Raw genomic sequence first — 15,127 nt, forward strand, 5'->3', positions numbered from 1 at the left:
GCCGATCACTGGCGCGAGTGAAACCATGCACACCGACCTGTGGAACCACGCCCTGGCCTTGTATGCCCGGCCAGGCGTCGAAGCCGCCAGCCTGGCCCTCCAGGAACTGGGCGGCGATGTCTGCCTGCTGCTCTGCGGCACCTGGTTGCAGGCCCGCGGCGTGGCCGCCGATGAACAACGGACTACCGCCTTGAAGGCCCTTGCCGGCCCCTGGCAACGTGACGTGGTGACGCCGCTACGCACGCTACGCCGGCAATGGCGCGAGCAGGCGCTGGCCGACCCGCGACTGAGCGTGATGCGTGAGCAGGTGAAGGCGCTGGAGCTGCAGGCTGAACGCACCTTGTTGGAGCGCCTGGAGGCGTTGGCGCACGAGTGGCCTGCGCAAGCGGGCGCCGCGCAGGACTGGCTGGCCCGGCTGGCGCCGGACCAGGCCCGGGACCACGACGCGCTGCATCAACTGCGCGCCGCGGCCCGCGAGCTTCAGGACGCCGAAGTCGACGACTGAGCCGGTGTGGCGGTTGCCGCAGGCGTGGCCGCGCTGTTCGCAGGCGCCGGGGTGGTGCTGGCGGTCGGCGTGGCTGGCTGGCTTTCGGCTGGCTTGCTGGCTACAGGCTTGGCCGGAGCCTTGGCAGCGGCCGGTTTGGCTGCTGGCTTGGCGGCAGGTTTGGCGGCGGGCTTGGCCGCTGCTGGCTTGGCCGGGGCCTTGGCGGCAGCAGGCTTGGCCGCTGATTTGGCTGCTGGTTTCGCTGCAGCGGTCTTTGCCGGTGCCTTGGCAGCAGCTGGTTTAGCCGCTGGCTTGGCAGCAGGTTTCGCGGCGGCGGTCTTCGCCGGGGCCTTGGCGGCAGCAGGCTTGGCCGCTGGCTTGGCGGCAGGTTTCGCGGCTGCAGTCTTCGCCGGGGCCTTGGCGGCAGCCGGTTTGGCCGCTGGCTTGGCGGCAGGTTTTGCGGCTGCAGTCTTCGCCGGGGCCTTGGCAGCAGTCGGTTTGGCCGCTGGCTTGGCGGCAGGTTTTGCGGCTGCAGTCCTCGCCGGTGCCTTGGCGGCAGCCGGTTTGGCCGCTGGCTTGGCGGCAGGTTTAGCGGCAGCAGTCCTCGCCGGTGCCTTGGCGGCAGCAGGCTTGGCCGCTGGTTTGGCTGCTGGTTTCACTGCCCCTTTAGGTGCCGCAGTACGCGAGTCCAGGGCCTTGGCGGCCGCCTCACGCACCTTGCCGACACCCTGGGCCAGCTTCAGGCTTTCCTGGGCATCGCGCTTGAGTTGCTGGATATAAGTACGGGTTTGCGCTTGGCGATCCTTGAGCGAATCGAGCAAGTCCTCAAGTTCTCCGGCGACTTTTTGCGCCTTGCCCTGAGCCTTGGCTTTACCGGCCTTGGCGGCGTCCTGCAACTTCAAGCGAGCGTTGTGCAGTTTCTCCTGGGCCTTGCCACGTTGTTTTTCCAACTTGGCCAACAGTTTCTCGGCATCCGCCAGCGCTTGGGAGCAGGCATCTTCCAAATGTTCGAGCAAGCTACCCGAAAGTTGCTGGAGCAGGTGCAACGGCGTACTGACTGCTTTCTTCTTGGCCGACATGGTTTACCTCCTGGCTGACGAGAGTGCGGCTCATACTATGCTTCTGCTGCTACCGCCGCTAGGGCATGTTGACAGTCTCAGTAGCGCCGCGTTGCATGCCTGGGCAAAGTTGTTTTCTTGCAGCTGGAAACAAGTGTAGTTGCCCATTAGTGCACTGCCGATATTTACACATCTTCGCCCAACAACGCTGGCATACTTTGCGCTCTTTACCGCAGGAACCGTTCATGCCTCGTTATCTGATTCTGGGCCTGTGCCTGGTGATGCCACTCGCCCTGGCCAACGCCGAAACCGCCCCCGCCAACGACAGCGACCTGGCCTACAGCCTCGGTGCCAGCCTGGGCGAGCGCCTGCGCCAGGAAGTCCCCGGCCTGCAGCTCGACGCCCTGGTCGAAGGCCTGCGCCAGGCCTATCAGGGCCAGCCGCCCCGCATTGCCAAGTCACGCATGCAGGCCATCCTCGAACAGCACGAGACGCAAGCCAACGCCGCCGCCGAACAGGCCCAGGTGGACAAGCTGGTGGAAGCGGAGAAACGCTTCATTGCCGGCGAGCGGGCCAAGACCGGGGTCCGCGAACTGCCCGAGGGCATCCTCTACAGCGAACTGGCCAGCGGCAGCGGCGCGCAACCCAAGGCCAGCGGTCGCGTGCAGGTACGCTATGTAGGGAAATTGCCGGATGGCACGGTGTTCGACCAGAACCTGCAACCGCAATGGTTCAAGCTGGACTCGGTGATCGAGGGCTGGCAGTTGGCGCTGCCGCGCATGAAGGCGGGGGCGAAATGGCGGCTGGTGATCCCGTCGGCGCAAGCCTATGGCGCCGACGGTGCGGGTGACCTCATCGCACCCTATACCCCACTGGTGTTCGAGATCGAACTGCTGGATGTGGCCGACTGAATCAGGCCTGCACCGCGTCCTCTTGCTTGTGGGCGTTGTGCAGCACTTCGATCAGGCAGTCTTCCAGTTCGAAACGCTCGTGCAACAGGCTACCGAGCTTGCCCAGTTTTTCCGCGAAGCGTTCGGTATCGGTGCACTCACCCTTGGCGCAGTGGTCGTTGAAGGCCAGTGCGATCTGGGTGATGTCGTTGATCCGCGGGTTGATTTCCTCGGCCAGCTCCAGCGCACGCTCGTCGCCAAAAGCCTTGGCCTCGCTGATGAGCTGTTCGCACACCTCGAAGTGCCACGCCGAGACGTAGTCGACGAGGACCTCGCAGAATCCGCCGTTGTGGTGCTTGTCGGCAAAGGCCGGCTTGGCATCGCGCAAGGCACGGAAGGCTTGCACCAGCTCCTCGCGCTCCTTGAGCCAACGATCGATCAGCTTGTGAACACCGCCCCAGCGTTCCTGGGCGTTCTGGCAACTATCGAGCATGGCGATCTCTTCCCTTCTGGGTAGATGCCGCTGCACCTCGCGACACAACACCGTGGCACAAAGGTGACGTCAGCAAACGGCATCGAGCAGTTGTATTTTCGGTATGCGTGCTGGGAGATTATTCCCGCGCGACCTGCCCTTCAAGGTACGCAGCAGACAAAGTTCATACAAGCGTTTAATCCCATTGCCGGCCACCGCTGGTCGCGCAATGCCCGGTGCATTGCCGTGGATCAATCCGCCGCGTCCTGGCGCAATCGATACAGCACCAGCCACGACAACGGCGCCGCCGCCAGCAACAGGAAGGCCAGCAGGCTCCATTCCGGCAGGGTCAGGTCGAGGAAGCTCCAATTGACCGACACGCAGTCCGGGCTGCCCAGCAGGAACGCCTGCAGGATCTCGCTCCACGGGCGTTCGACCAGGTGCGCCAGGGGCAGGTGGCAACCGCTGACCGGCAGCGGCTCGGCCTGCAGCCAGACATGCCGCCCCGCCAGCAAGGCGCCCGCCGACGCGAACAGCAGCGCCAGCCAGGCGTGCCAGCGGCGGGCGCCGGCGTGTAGCGTGGCGACCAGGCAGGTCAGCGCGAAACAGCCCAGCATAAGGCGCTGGCTGAAACACAACGCGCAGGGATCCAGGCCGACCACGTTCTCGAGACGGAACGATGCGACCAGCACCGCCACGGCGGCCAGGAAGGCGGGAAGGAACGAGCTGCGCAGGCAGGCCAGCGACATGGGTAGAAGTGATCCGAAAATGAAGGAAGTGGTTTGAAACGGTAGAGGAAAGGAGCGCTTTGTATCAAGGCGCTACAGTGCAGACAAGTCGCTGAATGGCTAGGGAATCATTTTCGTAGGGCGTGGGAATATTCCGACGCTAACGAAGGACGATTCGACGCCCTCCGCGCAGAGGGCGTCTTGAGTCATCGCTCATCAGAAAATGCAACACGCCGGTGGCAAAACAACGCACCTGCAAGCATGCCTGCGATGCGCAACAATACGTCATGTGGCCAGTGGGCCCTCAGGCGCGAACACCTTCCGGCAGCGGCAACGCCAGCAGGCGCTCATCCAGCAGACCCAGCCCTTCCTGGAACAGCTGATTGCTGCGCTCGGTCTCGCCAAGCCCGGCCAGCAAGCGTGCCAGCTCGGCGCAGGTTTCCGGATTGCGCTCCATGCGCAGACTGCTCTCCAGATAATCACGCGCCTTGCCCCACAAGCGGTTCTGCAGGCTCAGCCGGCCGAGGGTGAGCAGCAGGCTCGGGTCCTGCGGATGCTCCTTCAGCCAGCCTTCGGCCGTCTGCAACTGGCGCGCCGGATCGTCGCCGCGCACCAGCCCGTACAGGCGTGCCAGATGGCTTTCGTAGCCGCGCTTGAGTGCGCCGCGAAGCACCTGCTCGGCCTCGCCCTGGGCACCGACCTGACGCAGTTGTTCGGCGTAGGCCGACACCAATTGCGGTTCCTGGCGCTGGGCGTTGGTCAACTGCTGCCAGGCGCGCTCGAGCGCCTGGCGTGCCGTCTGCGGATCCTCGCCACGGGTCGCCGCCAGGCCCAGGTTCTGGCCCCAGGCGCGCTGCTCCAGGTCGGCAAGCTCCGCCGCGGGCAGCACCTTGTGCTTGCGCAAGTCCGGCAGCAGGCGGACCAACGCCGGCCAGTCACCGCGCTCCAAGTGCAGACGCTGCAGCAGGCGCAACACCTGGGCATTGTGCGGGTGACGCTCCTGCATCGCCTGCAGGGCCTCCAGCGCACCCTCGCTCTCGCCCCGGTCCATCTGCAACTGGGCATGGGTCAGGGCAACGGCGAGCTCGGCCTGCGGTTGGCGTTCCAGGGCACGTTCGAGCAGGTTGTCGCGCTCCTCGACCCGTCCCAGCTCGTTGGCGGCGCGAGCGGCGCCGAGGTAGTAGAGCAGCGGCTGGCGGTCGGACTCGGCGGCCCGCTGCAAGTGGCGCTGGGCACTCGCCCAGCGCCCCTCGGCCAGGTCCAGCTGGCCTTGTTCGACGGCGATACGGGTACGGCGGCTACGGTTGCGCCGTGACCACGGGTTGACCACCCCGGACGAGGTCAGCACAAGGCCAACCAGGTAGCGCAGCAGCAACAGCAGCACGATGATGCCGACCAGCGCGCCGAGCGCCGCCCATAGCCCCGACTGGTAGCGGAAGCCGCCGTAGGCGATCAGCACGTAGCCGCTGTGCTTGGCAATCGCGATGCCCAGCGCCGCGGCGGCGATGATCGCCAGCACCGCCAGCAGGTACACTCGCTTCATGGCTTGGCCCCCTCGGCGGTGGCCGGCAGGTGGCGACGCTGGATGTAGGCCTGTACCGCGGCCAGGCTCTCGCTCAGGTCAGGCGTGACCACCGACACCGGCTGTTCAGCCAGCTGGTTGAGGCTGTCAAGCATCGCCTTGCTTTGCGGGTTGTCCGGGTTGAAGTTGGCCAGCAACACGCTGCGCGCATCGTCCAGGGCCTGGACATAGACCTTGGCCTCACCGTTGAGCGCCGCCCACTGCGCCTGCTCGATGGTCAGGCTCAGGGCCAGGCGCAGCTGGTTGAGCGACTGCCCGGACAGCAGCGGGCGGACGTTGTCGTCGGCATTGAACTCGATCTGGAAGTACTTGGAGATCTCCGCCCACCACTGCGACCAGCGGCTGGCGCCGTCGCCATCGGCGGTCAGCGCGCCCATGGCGTCGGCCTTGCTGTCGAACTCCGGCGACTGGGCGCTGAGCTGCTGCACCAGTTCACGCTGCGCGGCGAGCTTGAGGAACAGCCCAGTACGATCCGGCTGCTCGGTGCTGGACAGCGTCGCCAGGCTGCGGGCCAACTGCTCACGGGCGGCGAAGGCGCCGGGGTCGCTCTGCTCGCGGAGGATCTCGTCGGCACCTTCGACCAGCGCCTTGGCGCTGGTGATGTCCTGCAGCGCCGACAGGCGCAGGGTGGCCAGGCGCAGCAGATGCTCGGCCTCGGCCAGGCGCCACTCCTTGCGGCTTTCGCCGAGCACGGTCTCCAGGCGCTGGCTCAGGCGCTGCTGGTCGCCCTGCAATTGCGCCACCAGGCGCCGGCGGTCCTCCAGCTCACTGGCCGCCGGCAGGCTGGCCAGCTGCGCGCTGAGCTGCTGCTCGCGCTGCTGCAGCGCGTCGGCACGTTGATTGAGGGCTTGCAGGTGTTCGCCCTGGCCTTGCTCGCTGCCTTGCAGCTGACGGACCTGCCAGACGCTCCAGCCGCCGACCGCGACGCCGGCGGCGCCCAGCAGCAGGGCCAGCAGCGCCAGACCGTTGCCGGAGCGTCGGGCGGGCTTGGCGGTGGCGGATTGCGGCGCTTCGGGCGCCGCGGGCTGTTCGGTGTTGGACAAGACAGTTTCGCTCACGTATCCATCCTTTGCATGGTGGCGCATCGCTCTCTAGCTTAGCGCCTTAAGGGGCAGGCGCAGCGGTTCGCTGCACGGCTGCCAGCAAGGCCGCAGCGCTGGCGCCACGGCAATCCACAATGTCTTTCGCCCCGAGCGCTCGCGCCTGCTCGGCCACCCGGGGGCTGGGCACGAACAGCGGCAAGCGGGAAAACCGCGGCCAATCCGCACCTGCCAGTCGATGCAAGTGTTCCAGACCCTGCCCACTGCTGACCACCAGGCCATTGAGGCGTTCCCCATCGATGCGCTGGGCGAGGGTCGTGGCGGGGTAGTGCGGCAGGCAGCGGCGATACAATTCCAGATAATCGACACTAGCACCTTGCTCAGCAAGACGCTCGGCCAGCAGTTCACGACCTCCGACGCCGCGCACGATAAGGACGCGGGGTGCCGGCCCGGCGATAGCCTCGCGCAGGGCGGGCAATGCGAGCAAGGCTTCGCTGTCATCGCCAGCCGCCGGAAAGGCCACCTGCAACCGGTGCTCCTGAAGGATCCGCGCCGTCGCCTCGCCCACCGTGAACCAACCGGCGGGCGGCGGCGTCACCCCCGCCTGGGCGAGTTGCTCCAGCAGCAGGCGGGCCGCCGGCTTGCTGACCACGATAATGGCCTGAGCCTCGCCGATCGCCCGCAGGCGCTGCAACTGCTCAGGGGCCGGCGCGATCGCCTCGATCACCAGCAACGGCAAGCTGGCGCTGGCGATGCCCGCGTCGGCCAGGGTCTGCGCCAGCGCCGCACAGTCCTCTTCAGGGCGGGTCAGCAGCAGGCGCCAGGGGCTCACGGGTGGCCGGCCTCGCCGTAGACTTCCTTGAGGATCGCCTCGGCACCCTGCCCGAGCAGGTCTTCAGCGACCTGCACACCCAGGCGCTCGGCATCGGCACGCGGCGCCCGGGCCTCGGCCACCAGCAAGGTGCCGCCGGAGGGCTGGCCAACCAGGCCGCGCAGCCACAGCTGCTCGCCTTCGAGCACCGCGTAGCAGGCGATCGGCACCTGGCAGCCGCCATTGAGGCGCTTGTTCAGGGCGCGCTCGGCCACCACCCGGTCGGCGGTGTCGGCATGGTGCAACGGCGCCAGCAATGCATGGATCTGGGCGTCGGCGCTGCGGCATTCGATGCCCACCGCGCCCTGGCCGCCCGCCGGCAGGCTGTCATCGACGCTGATGGAGGCAGTGATGCGGTCCTCGAAACCGAGGCGAATCAGGCCGGCGGCGGCGAGGATGATGGCGTCGTACTCGCCGGCATCGAGCTTGGCCAGGCGGGTGTTGACGTTGCCGCGCAGGAAACGGATCTCGAGGTCGGGCCGGCGCGCCAGCAACTGGGCCTGGCGGCGCAGGCTGGAAGTGCCGACGATGCTGCCGGCCGGCAAGGCCTCGAGGCTGGCGAAGGTGTTGGAAACGAAGGCGTCGCGCGGGTCTTCACGCTCGCAGATGCAGTACAGGCCCAGGCCCTCGGGGAAGTCCATGGGGACGTCCTTCATCGAGTGCACGGCGATGTCGGCCTCGTTGTCGAGCAGGGCGGTTTCCAGCTCCTTGACGAACAGGCCCTTGCCGCCGATCTTCGCCAGCGGCGCGTCGAGCAGCTTGTCGCCGCGGCTGACCATCGGCACCAGGGTCACCAGAAGACCAGGATGCGCCTGCTCCAGGCGGGCTTTGACGTATTCGGCCTGCCACAGGGCCAAGGCACTTTTACGGGTGGCAATGCGGATTTCGCGAGTGGACATGAAGCGCACCGATCCAGAGAAATGCGGTCGATGATAACAGCTCCTCTGGGTGTGCCCGCAGATTCAGATCAGCAAAGCGCCACGCGGGAGCGGACATGACCCGCGATTGCGATGGCGGGCAACACCTCATCGCGGGGCAAGCCCGCTCCCACGCTACGAACAGGTATTCAGTGCAAGGACTGCATCATCTTGCGCACCCCCGCCACATGGCGGCGGCTGACGGTCAGGGCGTCGCCGTCCAGGCCCTTGAGATAGAGCTGGAAATGCCCCAGCGGCGTGCGCTGCAGGCGCTCGATGCGCTCACGGGCAACCAGCGCGTTGCGGTGGATGCGCACGAAACGCTCGCCAAACTCGTCCTCCAGGGCCTTGAGCGGCTCGTCGAGCAGCACTTCGCCCGCTTCATGGCGCAGGGTGACGTACTTGTGGTCGGCGATGAAGTAGATGACCTGGGGAATGGGGATCAACTCGATGCCTTTGCGGGTACGGGCACTGATATGGCTGCGTGGGCCACCACCGGCATCGCTGGCGGCGCGGGTCAGCGCCGCCAGTTGGGCCCGGTTGGGTTTTTCTGCCCGGCGCAGGGCGTCGCGCAGGGCCTGCGGCTGGATGGGCTTGTCGACATGGCTCAGGGTGCTGTCCCTGAAGGCTTCGCTGCCGTATTCATCGGTGCAGAACACCACCGCCGGCGGCGACTCGCGTTCGCACAGCCGGGCAGCGACCTGCAGGCCATCGAGGCCCGGCATGCCGATATCCAGCAGCACCACATCGGGCTTGAGGCTTTCGATCAGGGTCAGGGCCTCCTCGCCGTTGGTGGCGCTGGGCTCCATCACGGTGTAACCCTCCAGCTCGCCAAGCAGCCGGCTCAGGCGCTCGCGGGCCTGGGGTTCATCATCAACGATCAGGACATTCATAATTGCGCTGGATTCCTGAGTGAGTCTCGCACGGGTATAGCGTAGACAAGTGTGGGGCGACCGAAACGCGGTCACGCTACAGACCGGTGCGAAGGCCAAAGATTCACTGGCCTGGCAGATTCACCGCCAGTCCTTTGTCCAACTGTAGACGCTCCGTGGAACACTGCCGTTCAATCGTTGAATATGCCGCACCCCCTTGTAACGGGACGATTCTCGCGACCGGCGCCCTGCGGCGGCGGGCGCAACCCTGCTATGATCGGCGCACTTTTTCCGTTCACGCCTTCAACGAGTGAATCCATGAGTACCGACAAGACCAATCAGTCCTGGGGCGGCCGCTTCAGTGAGCCCGTCGACGCCTTCGTCGCCCGCTTCACCGCCTCGGTCGATTTCGACAAGCGCCTGTACCGCCACGACATCATGGGTTCGATCGCCCACGCCACCATGCTGGCGCAGGTCGGCGTCCTCACCGATACCGAGCGCGACACCATCATCGATGGCCTGAAGACCATCCAGGGCGAAATCGAGGCCGGCACCTTCGACTGGCGCGTCGACCTCGAAGACGTGCACATGAACATCGAAGCGCGCCTGACCGACCGCATCGGCATCACCGGCAAGAAGCTGCACACCGGCCGCAGCCGCAACGACCAGGTGGCCACCGACATCCGCCTGTGGCTGCGCGACGAGATCGACCTGATCCTGGCCGAGATCACCCGCCTGCAGCAGGGGCTGCTGGAGCAGGCCGAGCGCGAGGCCGAGACCATCATGCCCGGCTTCACCCACCTGCAGACCGCGCAGCCGGTGACCTTCGGCCACCACCTGCTGGCCTGGTTCGAGATGCTCAGCCGCGACTACGAGCGCCTGGTCGACTGCCGCAAGCGCGCCAACCGCATGCCCCTGGGCAGCGCCGCCCTGGCCGGCACCACCTACCCGATCGACCGCGAACTGACCTGCAAGTTGCTGGGCTTCGAGGCCGTGGGCGGCAACTCGCTGGACAGCGTCTCGGACCGCGACTTCGCCATCGAATTCTGCTCGGCGGCGAGCATCGCGATGATGCACCTGTCGCGCTTCTCCGAAGAGCTGGTGCTGTGGACCAGCGCGCAGTTCCAGTTCGTCGACCTGCCTGATCGTTTCTGCACCGGCAGCTCGATCATGCCGCAGAAGAAGAACCCGGACGTACCGGAGCTGGTGCGCGGCAAGAGCGGCCGCGTGTTCGGCGCCCTGACCGGCCTGCTGACCCTGATGAAAGGCCAGCCGCTGGCCTACAACAAGGACAACCAGGAAGATAAAGAGCCGCTGTTCGACGCCGCCGACACCCTGCGCGACTCGCTGCGCGCCTTTGCCGACATGATCCCGGCGATCAAGCCCAAGCACGCGATCATGCGCGAAGCGGCCCTGCGCGGTTTCTCCACCGCCACGGACCTGGCCGACTACCTGGTGCGCCGCGGCCTGCCGTTCCGTGATTGCCACGAGATCGTCGGCCATGCGGTGAAGTACGGTGTCGATACCGGCAAGGACCTGGCCGAGATGAGCCTGGAAGAACTGCGCCAGTTCAGCGACCAGATCGAGCAGGATGTGTTCGCCGTGCTGACCCTGGAAGGTTCGGTCAACGCCCGCAACCATATCGGCGGCACCGCGCCGGCCCAGGTGCGCGCGGCCGTTGCGCGCGGCAAGGCCTTGCTGGCTTCGCGCTAAACAGTCAGGGGCTGCTGCGCAGCCCCGACTCCACTCAGCGCTTGCTCTTGATCATTTCCAGGAACGCCGGCATCGCCGCGTCCTTGTCCGCCACGATCCGCGCCATGTGCGGGTTTTCGCCCAGCAACCGCAACAGCGCCGTCGCTTGCGGGAAATCCGCCAGGAAGTCGATGTTCAGCACCTTCTTGCCCACCGCGCAGGCCAGGTCTACCGAGAAGCAGAACATCAGGTCGGCGATGGTCAGTTGCTCACCGGCCACGTACGGCTGGAACCGCCCGTTGCGCTTGAGGGTGGCGAAGCCCGCCAGCAGGTCCGCCCGCGCCCGCTCCTTGATCAGCGGCTCCACCGCCGTGCCGAAGAACGCCTCGGCGTAGCAGGTACGCGCCGGCAGCTCGATATACAGCTCGATCTCCCGCAGCAGCTCGCGCACCTTGGCCTGCCCGAAGGCATCGGCCGGCAGCAGCGCCTTGCCCGGCTGGGTCTGTTCGATGTAGTCGAGGATGACCCCGGTTTCGCTGATGAAACCGTGCTCGGTCTCAAGCACCGGCACCTTGCCGCGAGGGCTGATGGCCAGGGCTTGAGGCAACTGACCACCGAAGAACGGTACCTCCTCGAAGGGCACGCCTTTCTCCAGCAAGGCCAGCTTGACCATGTTGTAGTAGTTGCTGACCGCGAATCCATGAAGCTTGAGCATTGAGACAGCCTCCAAGGCCGTATGGGGTTGGCCCGGCTGTTATAGCCCCCTGCCCGTCCCTTGACCAGTGCCATGCTCGGCGCTGATGGCCGGGCATTGCGAACGCAGACATGGCACACTGTGCGCTTCACCACAGGAGTACCGCCATGAGCGAGCACGACGAGATCGACGGCAACGACGAAGAAGCCTTCACCGAGGCCACTCTCACCCAGGCCATCGAGAACCAGATCGAAAGCGGCGAACCCGCGGCGGCCAAGGCCACCTTCAACAAGCTGACCCTGGTCGGCTACGAGCGCGAGGACATCCTCAACCTCATGGCCCACGTGCTGGCCATCGAGATCGACGCCATGCTCGACGAAGACCGTCCGTTCAACACCGAATGGTATGAAACCGCCCTGCGCGCCCTGCCGGAGCTGCCACCTGAGGCGGATCAAGGCGACATCGAATAAGCCTGACTACACTCCTGACTTCCATCCTTGTCTCGAAGTCAGGAGTTGCCCATGCCTTTTACCCCCGAACTGATCGCCGAACTGGAAGTCCTTTCTCAGTTCAACCTGGATAACCACCAGGAAGGCATCAAGGTTAGCAGCGACGCCTCCCCCGCCCTGGTCGCCGCCGCCAAGCGCTTGCATGACAAAGGGCTCACCGACCAACCCGATGGCGGTTACCTCACCAGCCTTGGTAACGATGCTGCTGAGAGCGTCCGGCTTTTGCTGACCATTCTCAAATCAAAATCCGCCCAGCCGGCCTGAACCCCTGCTCCCGCTCCTGCAGCTCGGCAGACCTGCAGGAGCGGGCTTACCGTCGATGGCTTGCACGGGCGCTGCAAATCTGACGTCAAAAATCCAGCAACCCCTTATCCGACCGCCCCACTCAGGCTAAACTCGCCAGTGCTCCCCCGGCCTGCCTGAGTGCGCAATGAACCACCCCCATGAAATCCGCCCCGATCTCGACCAAGGCATCGACCGCAAGGAGCTGTCCAAGCTGCGCGCGCGCTTCCTGAAGATCAACCAGGGCCGCCTGGCACGGGCCATGGAAGGGCTGTCCACGCGCCAGCAACTGGTCCTCACCCTGTTGCCGCTGTTCTTCCACGTCAATCACCCGCTGTTGCCGGGCTATGTGTCGGGCACCACCCCCGCCGGCGTGTCCGGCTTCGAGCCCGACAGCGACCTGCTGGCCGAGGCCCAGCGCCTGACCCGCTCGTTCACCTACAAGCCGCGCCACGGCAAGCCGCAGCAACCAATCCACGGCCTGTTCCTGATGGGCAGCCTGGGCACCCTGGCCCAGGCCGAGCAAAGCGACATGGACCTGTGGGTCTGCCACGCCCCCGACCTGGACGAGCAGGCCCTGGCCGACCTGCGGCGCAAATGCCAACTGCTCGAGGCCTGGGCCGCCAGCCAAGGCGCCGAGGCGCACCTGTTCCTGATCGAGCCACGCGGCTTCGTCCGGGGCGAGCGCGACAGCCAGCTCAGCTCCGATGACTGCGGCACCACCCAGCACTACCTGCTGCTCGACGAGTTCTACCGCACCGCCATCTGGCTGGCCGGGCGCACGCCGCTGTGGTGGCTGGTGCCGGTGTACCAGGAGCATAACTACCGCGACTTTACCCAGACCCTGCTGGCCAAGCGCTTCATCCGCATCACCGACGCCCTGGACCTCGGCAACCTGGCGCACATACCGCCTGGCGAGTATGTCGGTGCCGGGCTGTGGCAGCTGTTCAAGGGCATCGATTCGCCCTACAAATCGCTGCTAAAGCTGCTGCTCACCGAGGCCTACGCCAGCGAACACCCGCAGGTGCGCTGCCTGAGCCTGGACTACAAGCAGGCCGTGTTCGCCAACCAGCTGGACCTGGACGAGCTCGACCCCTACGTCATGGTCTACCGGCGCATCGAACGCTACCTGCTTCAGCGTGGCCAATCGGCACGCCTGGAGCTGGTGCGGCGCAGCCTGTACCTGAAAGTGAACAAGAAGCTCAGCGACCTGGGCCGCACCCGCAGCGGCGGCTGGCAGCGCCAGCTGCTCGGGCGCCTGACCGAGGAGTGGGGCTGGGACGAGCGCCAGCTGGCGCTGCTCGACAGCCGCAGCCAGTGGAAAGTGCGCCAGGTGGCGGTCGAGCGCCGCGAACTGGTGGCCGAGCTGAACCACAGCTACCGCTTCCTGACCCAGTTCGCCCGCCAGCAGAACGCCAACAGCCGCGCCGACCAGCGCGACCTCAACGTCCTCGGCCGGCGCCTGTACGCCGCCTTCGAGCGACGGGCCGGCAAGATCGAGGTGATCAACCCGGGCATCGCCCCGGACCTGGCCGAAGACACCCTGACCCTGGTGCACTCGCCCAACCGCAAGGAGCCGGGCACCCACCACTGGGGCCTGTACAACGGCAACCTCGGCGTGCACGAGTGGGAGCATTTCAGCCCGATCAAGCGCTGCCGCGAACTGCTCGAGCTGCTCACCTGGGCCCATCGCAACGGCGTGATCGACAGCGGCACGCGCCTGGCCCTGCACCCTGGCGCCAGCGACCTGAGCGAGTTCGAGCTGTTCAACCTGATCGGCAGCCTGCAACAGAGCATCCCCCTGCCGCTGGAGACGGTAAGCGAGGTGCGCCTGCTGCAACCGAGCGTGGCCGACGAGATCCTGCTGCTGGTGAATGTCGGGGTCGATCCGCTGCGCCATCACCGCGACCTGAACATCCTGATGACCACCGAACGCACCGACTCGCTGAGCTACGCCGGGGTGCGCGAGAACCTGGTGCTGACCCTCGACCAGATCACCCTCAACAGCTGGAACGAGGTCCTGGTGCAGCGCTACGATGGCGAGCATGCGCTGGTGCGCTGCCTGCGCGACTTCCTCAACAGCCTGGGCCTGCGCAGCCACCGCCCGCGGGTGCGGGTGCGCTGCTACTGCCACAACCGCGCCCAGGCTATCAGCCAACGGGTCGAGGACATCTTCGACACCGTGCAGCTGCTGCTCGACCAGGGCCTGAATCACCGCTACCTGCTGCAGGTGGCCCAGCACACCCACATCCTCGACCTGCAGCCCGGGCAGGTCACCCTGGCCAGCCTCGCCGACCACGACGCGGTGCTGGCGGCCCTCGGCGAGGAGCGCAGCCGCTACAGCCCGCTGCACCTGGACGCCCATGCCCTGCAGGACCATGACCTGCCGCTGGTCCTGGCCCAGGGCCGCCCCGGCTGCATCCAGGTGTTCTACCGGCTGTTCGAAGGCTGGGCCGACCTGTATGTGCTCGACGAGCACAACGCGCTCTGGCAGCAACGGCTGCCGCTGCAGGACGAGCAGCACCTGCTGCTGCCGCTGCAACGCTTCCTGCAATCGATGCTGATGCGCCGCGATGCCCAACTGCCCCTGGACAGCCTGCCGCTGGCGTCGCTGGATATCCTCTACTACCAGTTGCTGCCATCCGGCCTCGGCAAGGCACGCAGCCTGGAGCCGCGACAGACGCCAATGGACAGCCAGAACCAGGCCTACTACGAGGTCCAGGCGATCCTCCAGGCGGGTACCGGCGACGGGGTGCATGTCACGCTCTACTGCGACCAGCAGGAGTTTTCCGAACTGGAGCACGGCGACCAGCTGTATGCCGTGGTCGCCCGGCAGATCCTGGGCCAGCGCCGCAGCAGCGGCCGTTACCGCTGCTACATCACCGACCTCGACCTGTCCGAGCTGCTGGAGGACGAGCAGGGGTCCACCAGCCTGTACCTGCGCTACAAGCGCGAGCTGGAGCAGGCGCTCAACGATGGGCTGGAACAGTTGCAGGCGCGGCTGGAGCCCTGACTCTCTCGGCGTTCACCGATACT

Annotated in this window: 15 protein-coding genes; 6 read left to right on the forward strand and 9 right to left on the reverse strand. The window is 66.3% G+C overall.

The window, feature by feature from the left end; genetic code table 11:
- Positions 1 to 25: 25 nt before the first annotated feature.
- Positions 26 to 505, forward strand: a complete 480-nt coding sequence (locus tag ACVWZ5_RS04840) for a TIGR02444 family protein (protein ID WP_084941051.1) — start codon at positions 26 to 28, stop codon at positions 503 to 505.
- Here the strand turns inward: ACVWZ5_RS04840 and ACVWZ5_RS04845 are convergent.
- Complete coding sequence (locus ACVWZ5_RS04845; protein WP_336196324.1) at positions 481 to 1,563, reverse strand: AlgP family protein; 1,083 nt, start codon at positions 1,561 to 1,563, stop codon at positions 481 to 483. The two genes, ACVWZ5_RS04840 and ACVWZ5_RS04845, sit on opposite strands and share 25 nt — an antisense overlap.
- 224 nt (positions 1,564 to 1,787) lie before the next feature.
- On the opposite strand from ACVWZ5_RS04845, the gene ACVWZ5_RS04850 reads away from it, so the two are divergent.
- The gene (locus ACVWZ5_RS04850; RefSeq protein WP_062572443.1) at positions 1,788 to 2,453 is read left to right on the forward strand and encodes an FKBP-type peptidyl-prolyl cis-trans isomerase; all 666 of its coding nucleotides are present in this window, start codon (positions 1,788 to 1,790) and stop codon (positions 2,451 to 2,453) included.
- Between the two features lies 1 nt (position 2,454).
- Here the strand turns inward: ACVWZ5_RS04850 and ACVWZ5_RS04855 are convergent, their stop codons facing one another.
- The 7 genes from ACVWZ5_RS04855 to ACVWZ5_RS04885 form a co-directional block, all read right to left on the reverse strand.
- Positions 2,455 to 2,925, reverse strand: coding sequence for an Rsd/AlgQ family anti-sigma factor (locus ACVWZ5_RS04855; RefSeq protein ID WP_062572442.1), 471 nt, complete (start codon positions 2,923 to 2,925; stop codon positions 2,455 to 2,457).
- Positions 2,926 to 3,155: 230 nt separating this feature from the next.
- Positions 3,156 to 3,653 (reverse strand): disulfide bond formation protein B, encoded by a 498-nt coding sequence (locus ACVWZ5_RS04860; protein ID WP_062572441.1) that lies wholly within the window; start codon positions 3,651 to 3,653, stop codon positions 3,156 to 3,158.
- A gap of 283 nt (positions 3,654 to 3,936) precedes the next feature.
- The gene (locus ACVWZ5_RS04865; protein WP_457340442.1) at positions 3,937 to 5,175 is read right to left on the reverse strand and encodes a heme biosynthesis HemY N-terminal domain-containing protein; all 1,239 of its coding nucleotides are present in this window, start codon (positions 5,173 to 5,175) and stop codon (positions 3,937 to 3,939) included.
- Entirely contained in the window at positions 5,172 to 6,272 is a 1,101-nt protein-coding gene (locus ACVWZ5_RS04870) for a uroporphyrinogen-III C-methyltransferase (RefSeq protein ID WP_062572439.1), read from the reverse strand. The genes ACVWZ5_RS04865 and ACVWZ5_RS04870 overlap by 4 nt, the downstream gene beginning before the upstream one ends.
- Positions 6,273 to 6,318: 46 nt before the next feature.
- Complete coding sequence (locus ACVWZ5_RS04875) at positions 6,319 to 7,086, reverse strand: uroporphyrinogen-III synthase (RefSeq protein WP_084941040.1); 768 nt, start codon at positions 7,084 to 7,086, stop codon at positions 6,319 to 6,321.
- The gene (gene hemC / locus ACVWZ5_RS04880; RefSeq protein WP_028688607.1) at positions 7,083 to 8,024 is read right to left on the reverse strand and encodes a hydroxymethylbilane synthase; all 942 of its coding nucleotides are present in this window, start codon (positions 8,022 to 8,024) and stop codon (positions 7,083 to 7,085) included. The genes ACVWZ5_RS04875 and hemC overlap by 4 nt, the downstream gene beginning before the upstream one ends.
- A gap of 167 nt (positions 8,025 to 8,191) precedes the next feature.
- Positions 8,192 to 8,935 (reverse strand): LytR/AlgR family response regulator transcription factor, encoded by a 744-nt coding sequence (locus ACVWZ5_RS04885; protein WP_062572437.1) that lies wholly within the window; start codon positions 8,933 to 8,935, stop codon positions 8,192 to 8,194.
- Positions 8,936 to 9,232: 297 nt separating this feature from the next.
- On the opposite strand from ACVWZ5_RS04885, the gene argH reads away from it, so the two are divergent.
- Positions 9,233 to 10,627 carry an argininosuccinate lyase gene (gene argH / locus ACVWZ5_RS04890; RefSeq protein ID WP_062572436.1) on the forward strand — a complete coding sequence of 465 codons (1,395 nt, stop codon included), beginning with the start codon at positions 9,233 to 9,235 and terminating at the stop codon, positions 10,625 to 10,627.
- Positions 10,628 to 10,661: 34 nt separating this feature from the next.
- On the opposite strand, the gene ACVWZ5_RS04895 is transcribed toward argH, so the two are convergent.
- Positions 10,662 to 11,321, reverse strand: coding sequence for a glutathione S-transferase (locus tag ACVWZ5_RS04895; protein ID WP_062572435.1), 660 nt, complete (start codon positions 11,319 to 11,321; stop codon positions 10,662 to 10,664).
- 146 nt (positions 11,322 to 11,467) lie between these two features.
- Here ACVWZ5_RS04895 and ACVWZ5_RS04900 point away from each other — a divergent pair, with 146 nt between their 5' ends.
- From ACVWZ5_RS04900 to ACVWZ5_RS04910, 3 genes are all read left to right on the forward strand, one after another.
- Positions 11,468 to 11,770, forward strand: coding sequence for a hypothetical protein (locus ACVWZ5_RS04900; protein ID WP_028688611.1), 303 nt, complete (start codon positions 11,468 to 11,470; stop codon positions 11,768 to 11,770).
- A 51-nt stretch (positions 11,771 to 11,821) separates the two neighbouring features.
- Positions 11,822 to 12,073 carry a TIGR02647 family protein gene (locus tag ACVWZ5_RS04905; RefSeq protein WP_028688612.1) on the forward strand — a complete coding sequence of 84 codons (252 nt, stop codon included), beginning with the start codon at positions 11,822 to 11,824 and terminating at the stop codon, positions 12,071 to 12,073.
- Positions 12,074 to 12,239: 166 nt separating this feature from the next.
- Positions 12,240 to 15,104, forward strand: coding sequence for a class I adenylate cyclase (locus ACVWZ5_RS04910; protein WP_186599629.1), 2,865 nt, complete (start codon positions 12,240 to 12,242; stop codon positions 15,102 to 15,104).
- The last annotated feature ends 23 nt before the right edge of the window (positions 15,105 to 15,127 follow it).

It is taken from the genome of Pseudomonas sp. TE6283, from assembly GCF_054060555.1.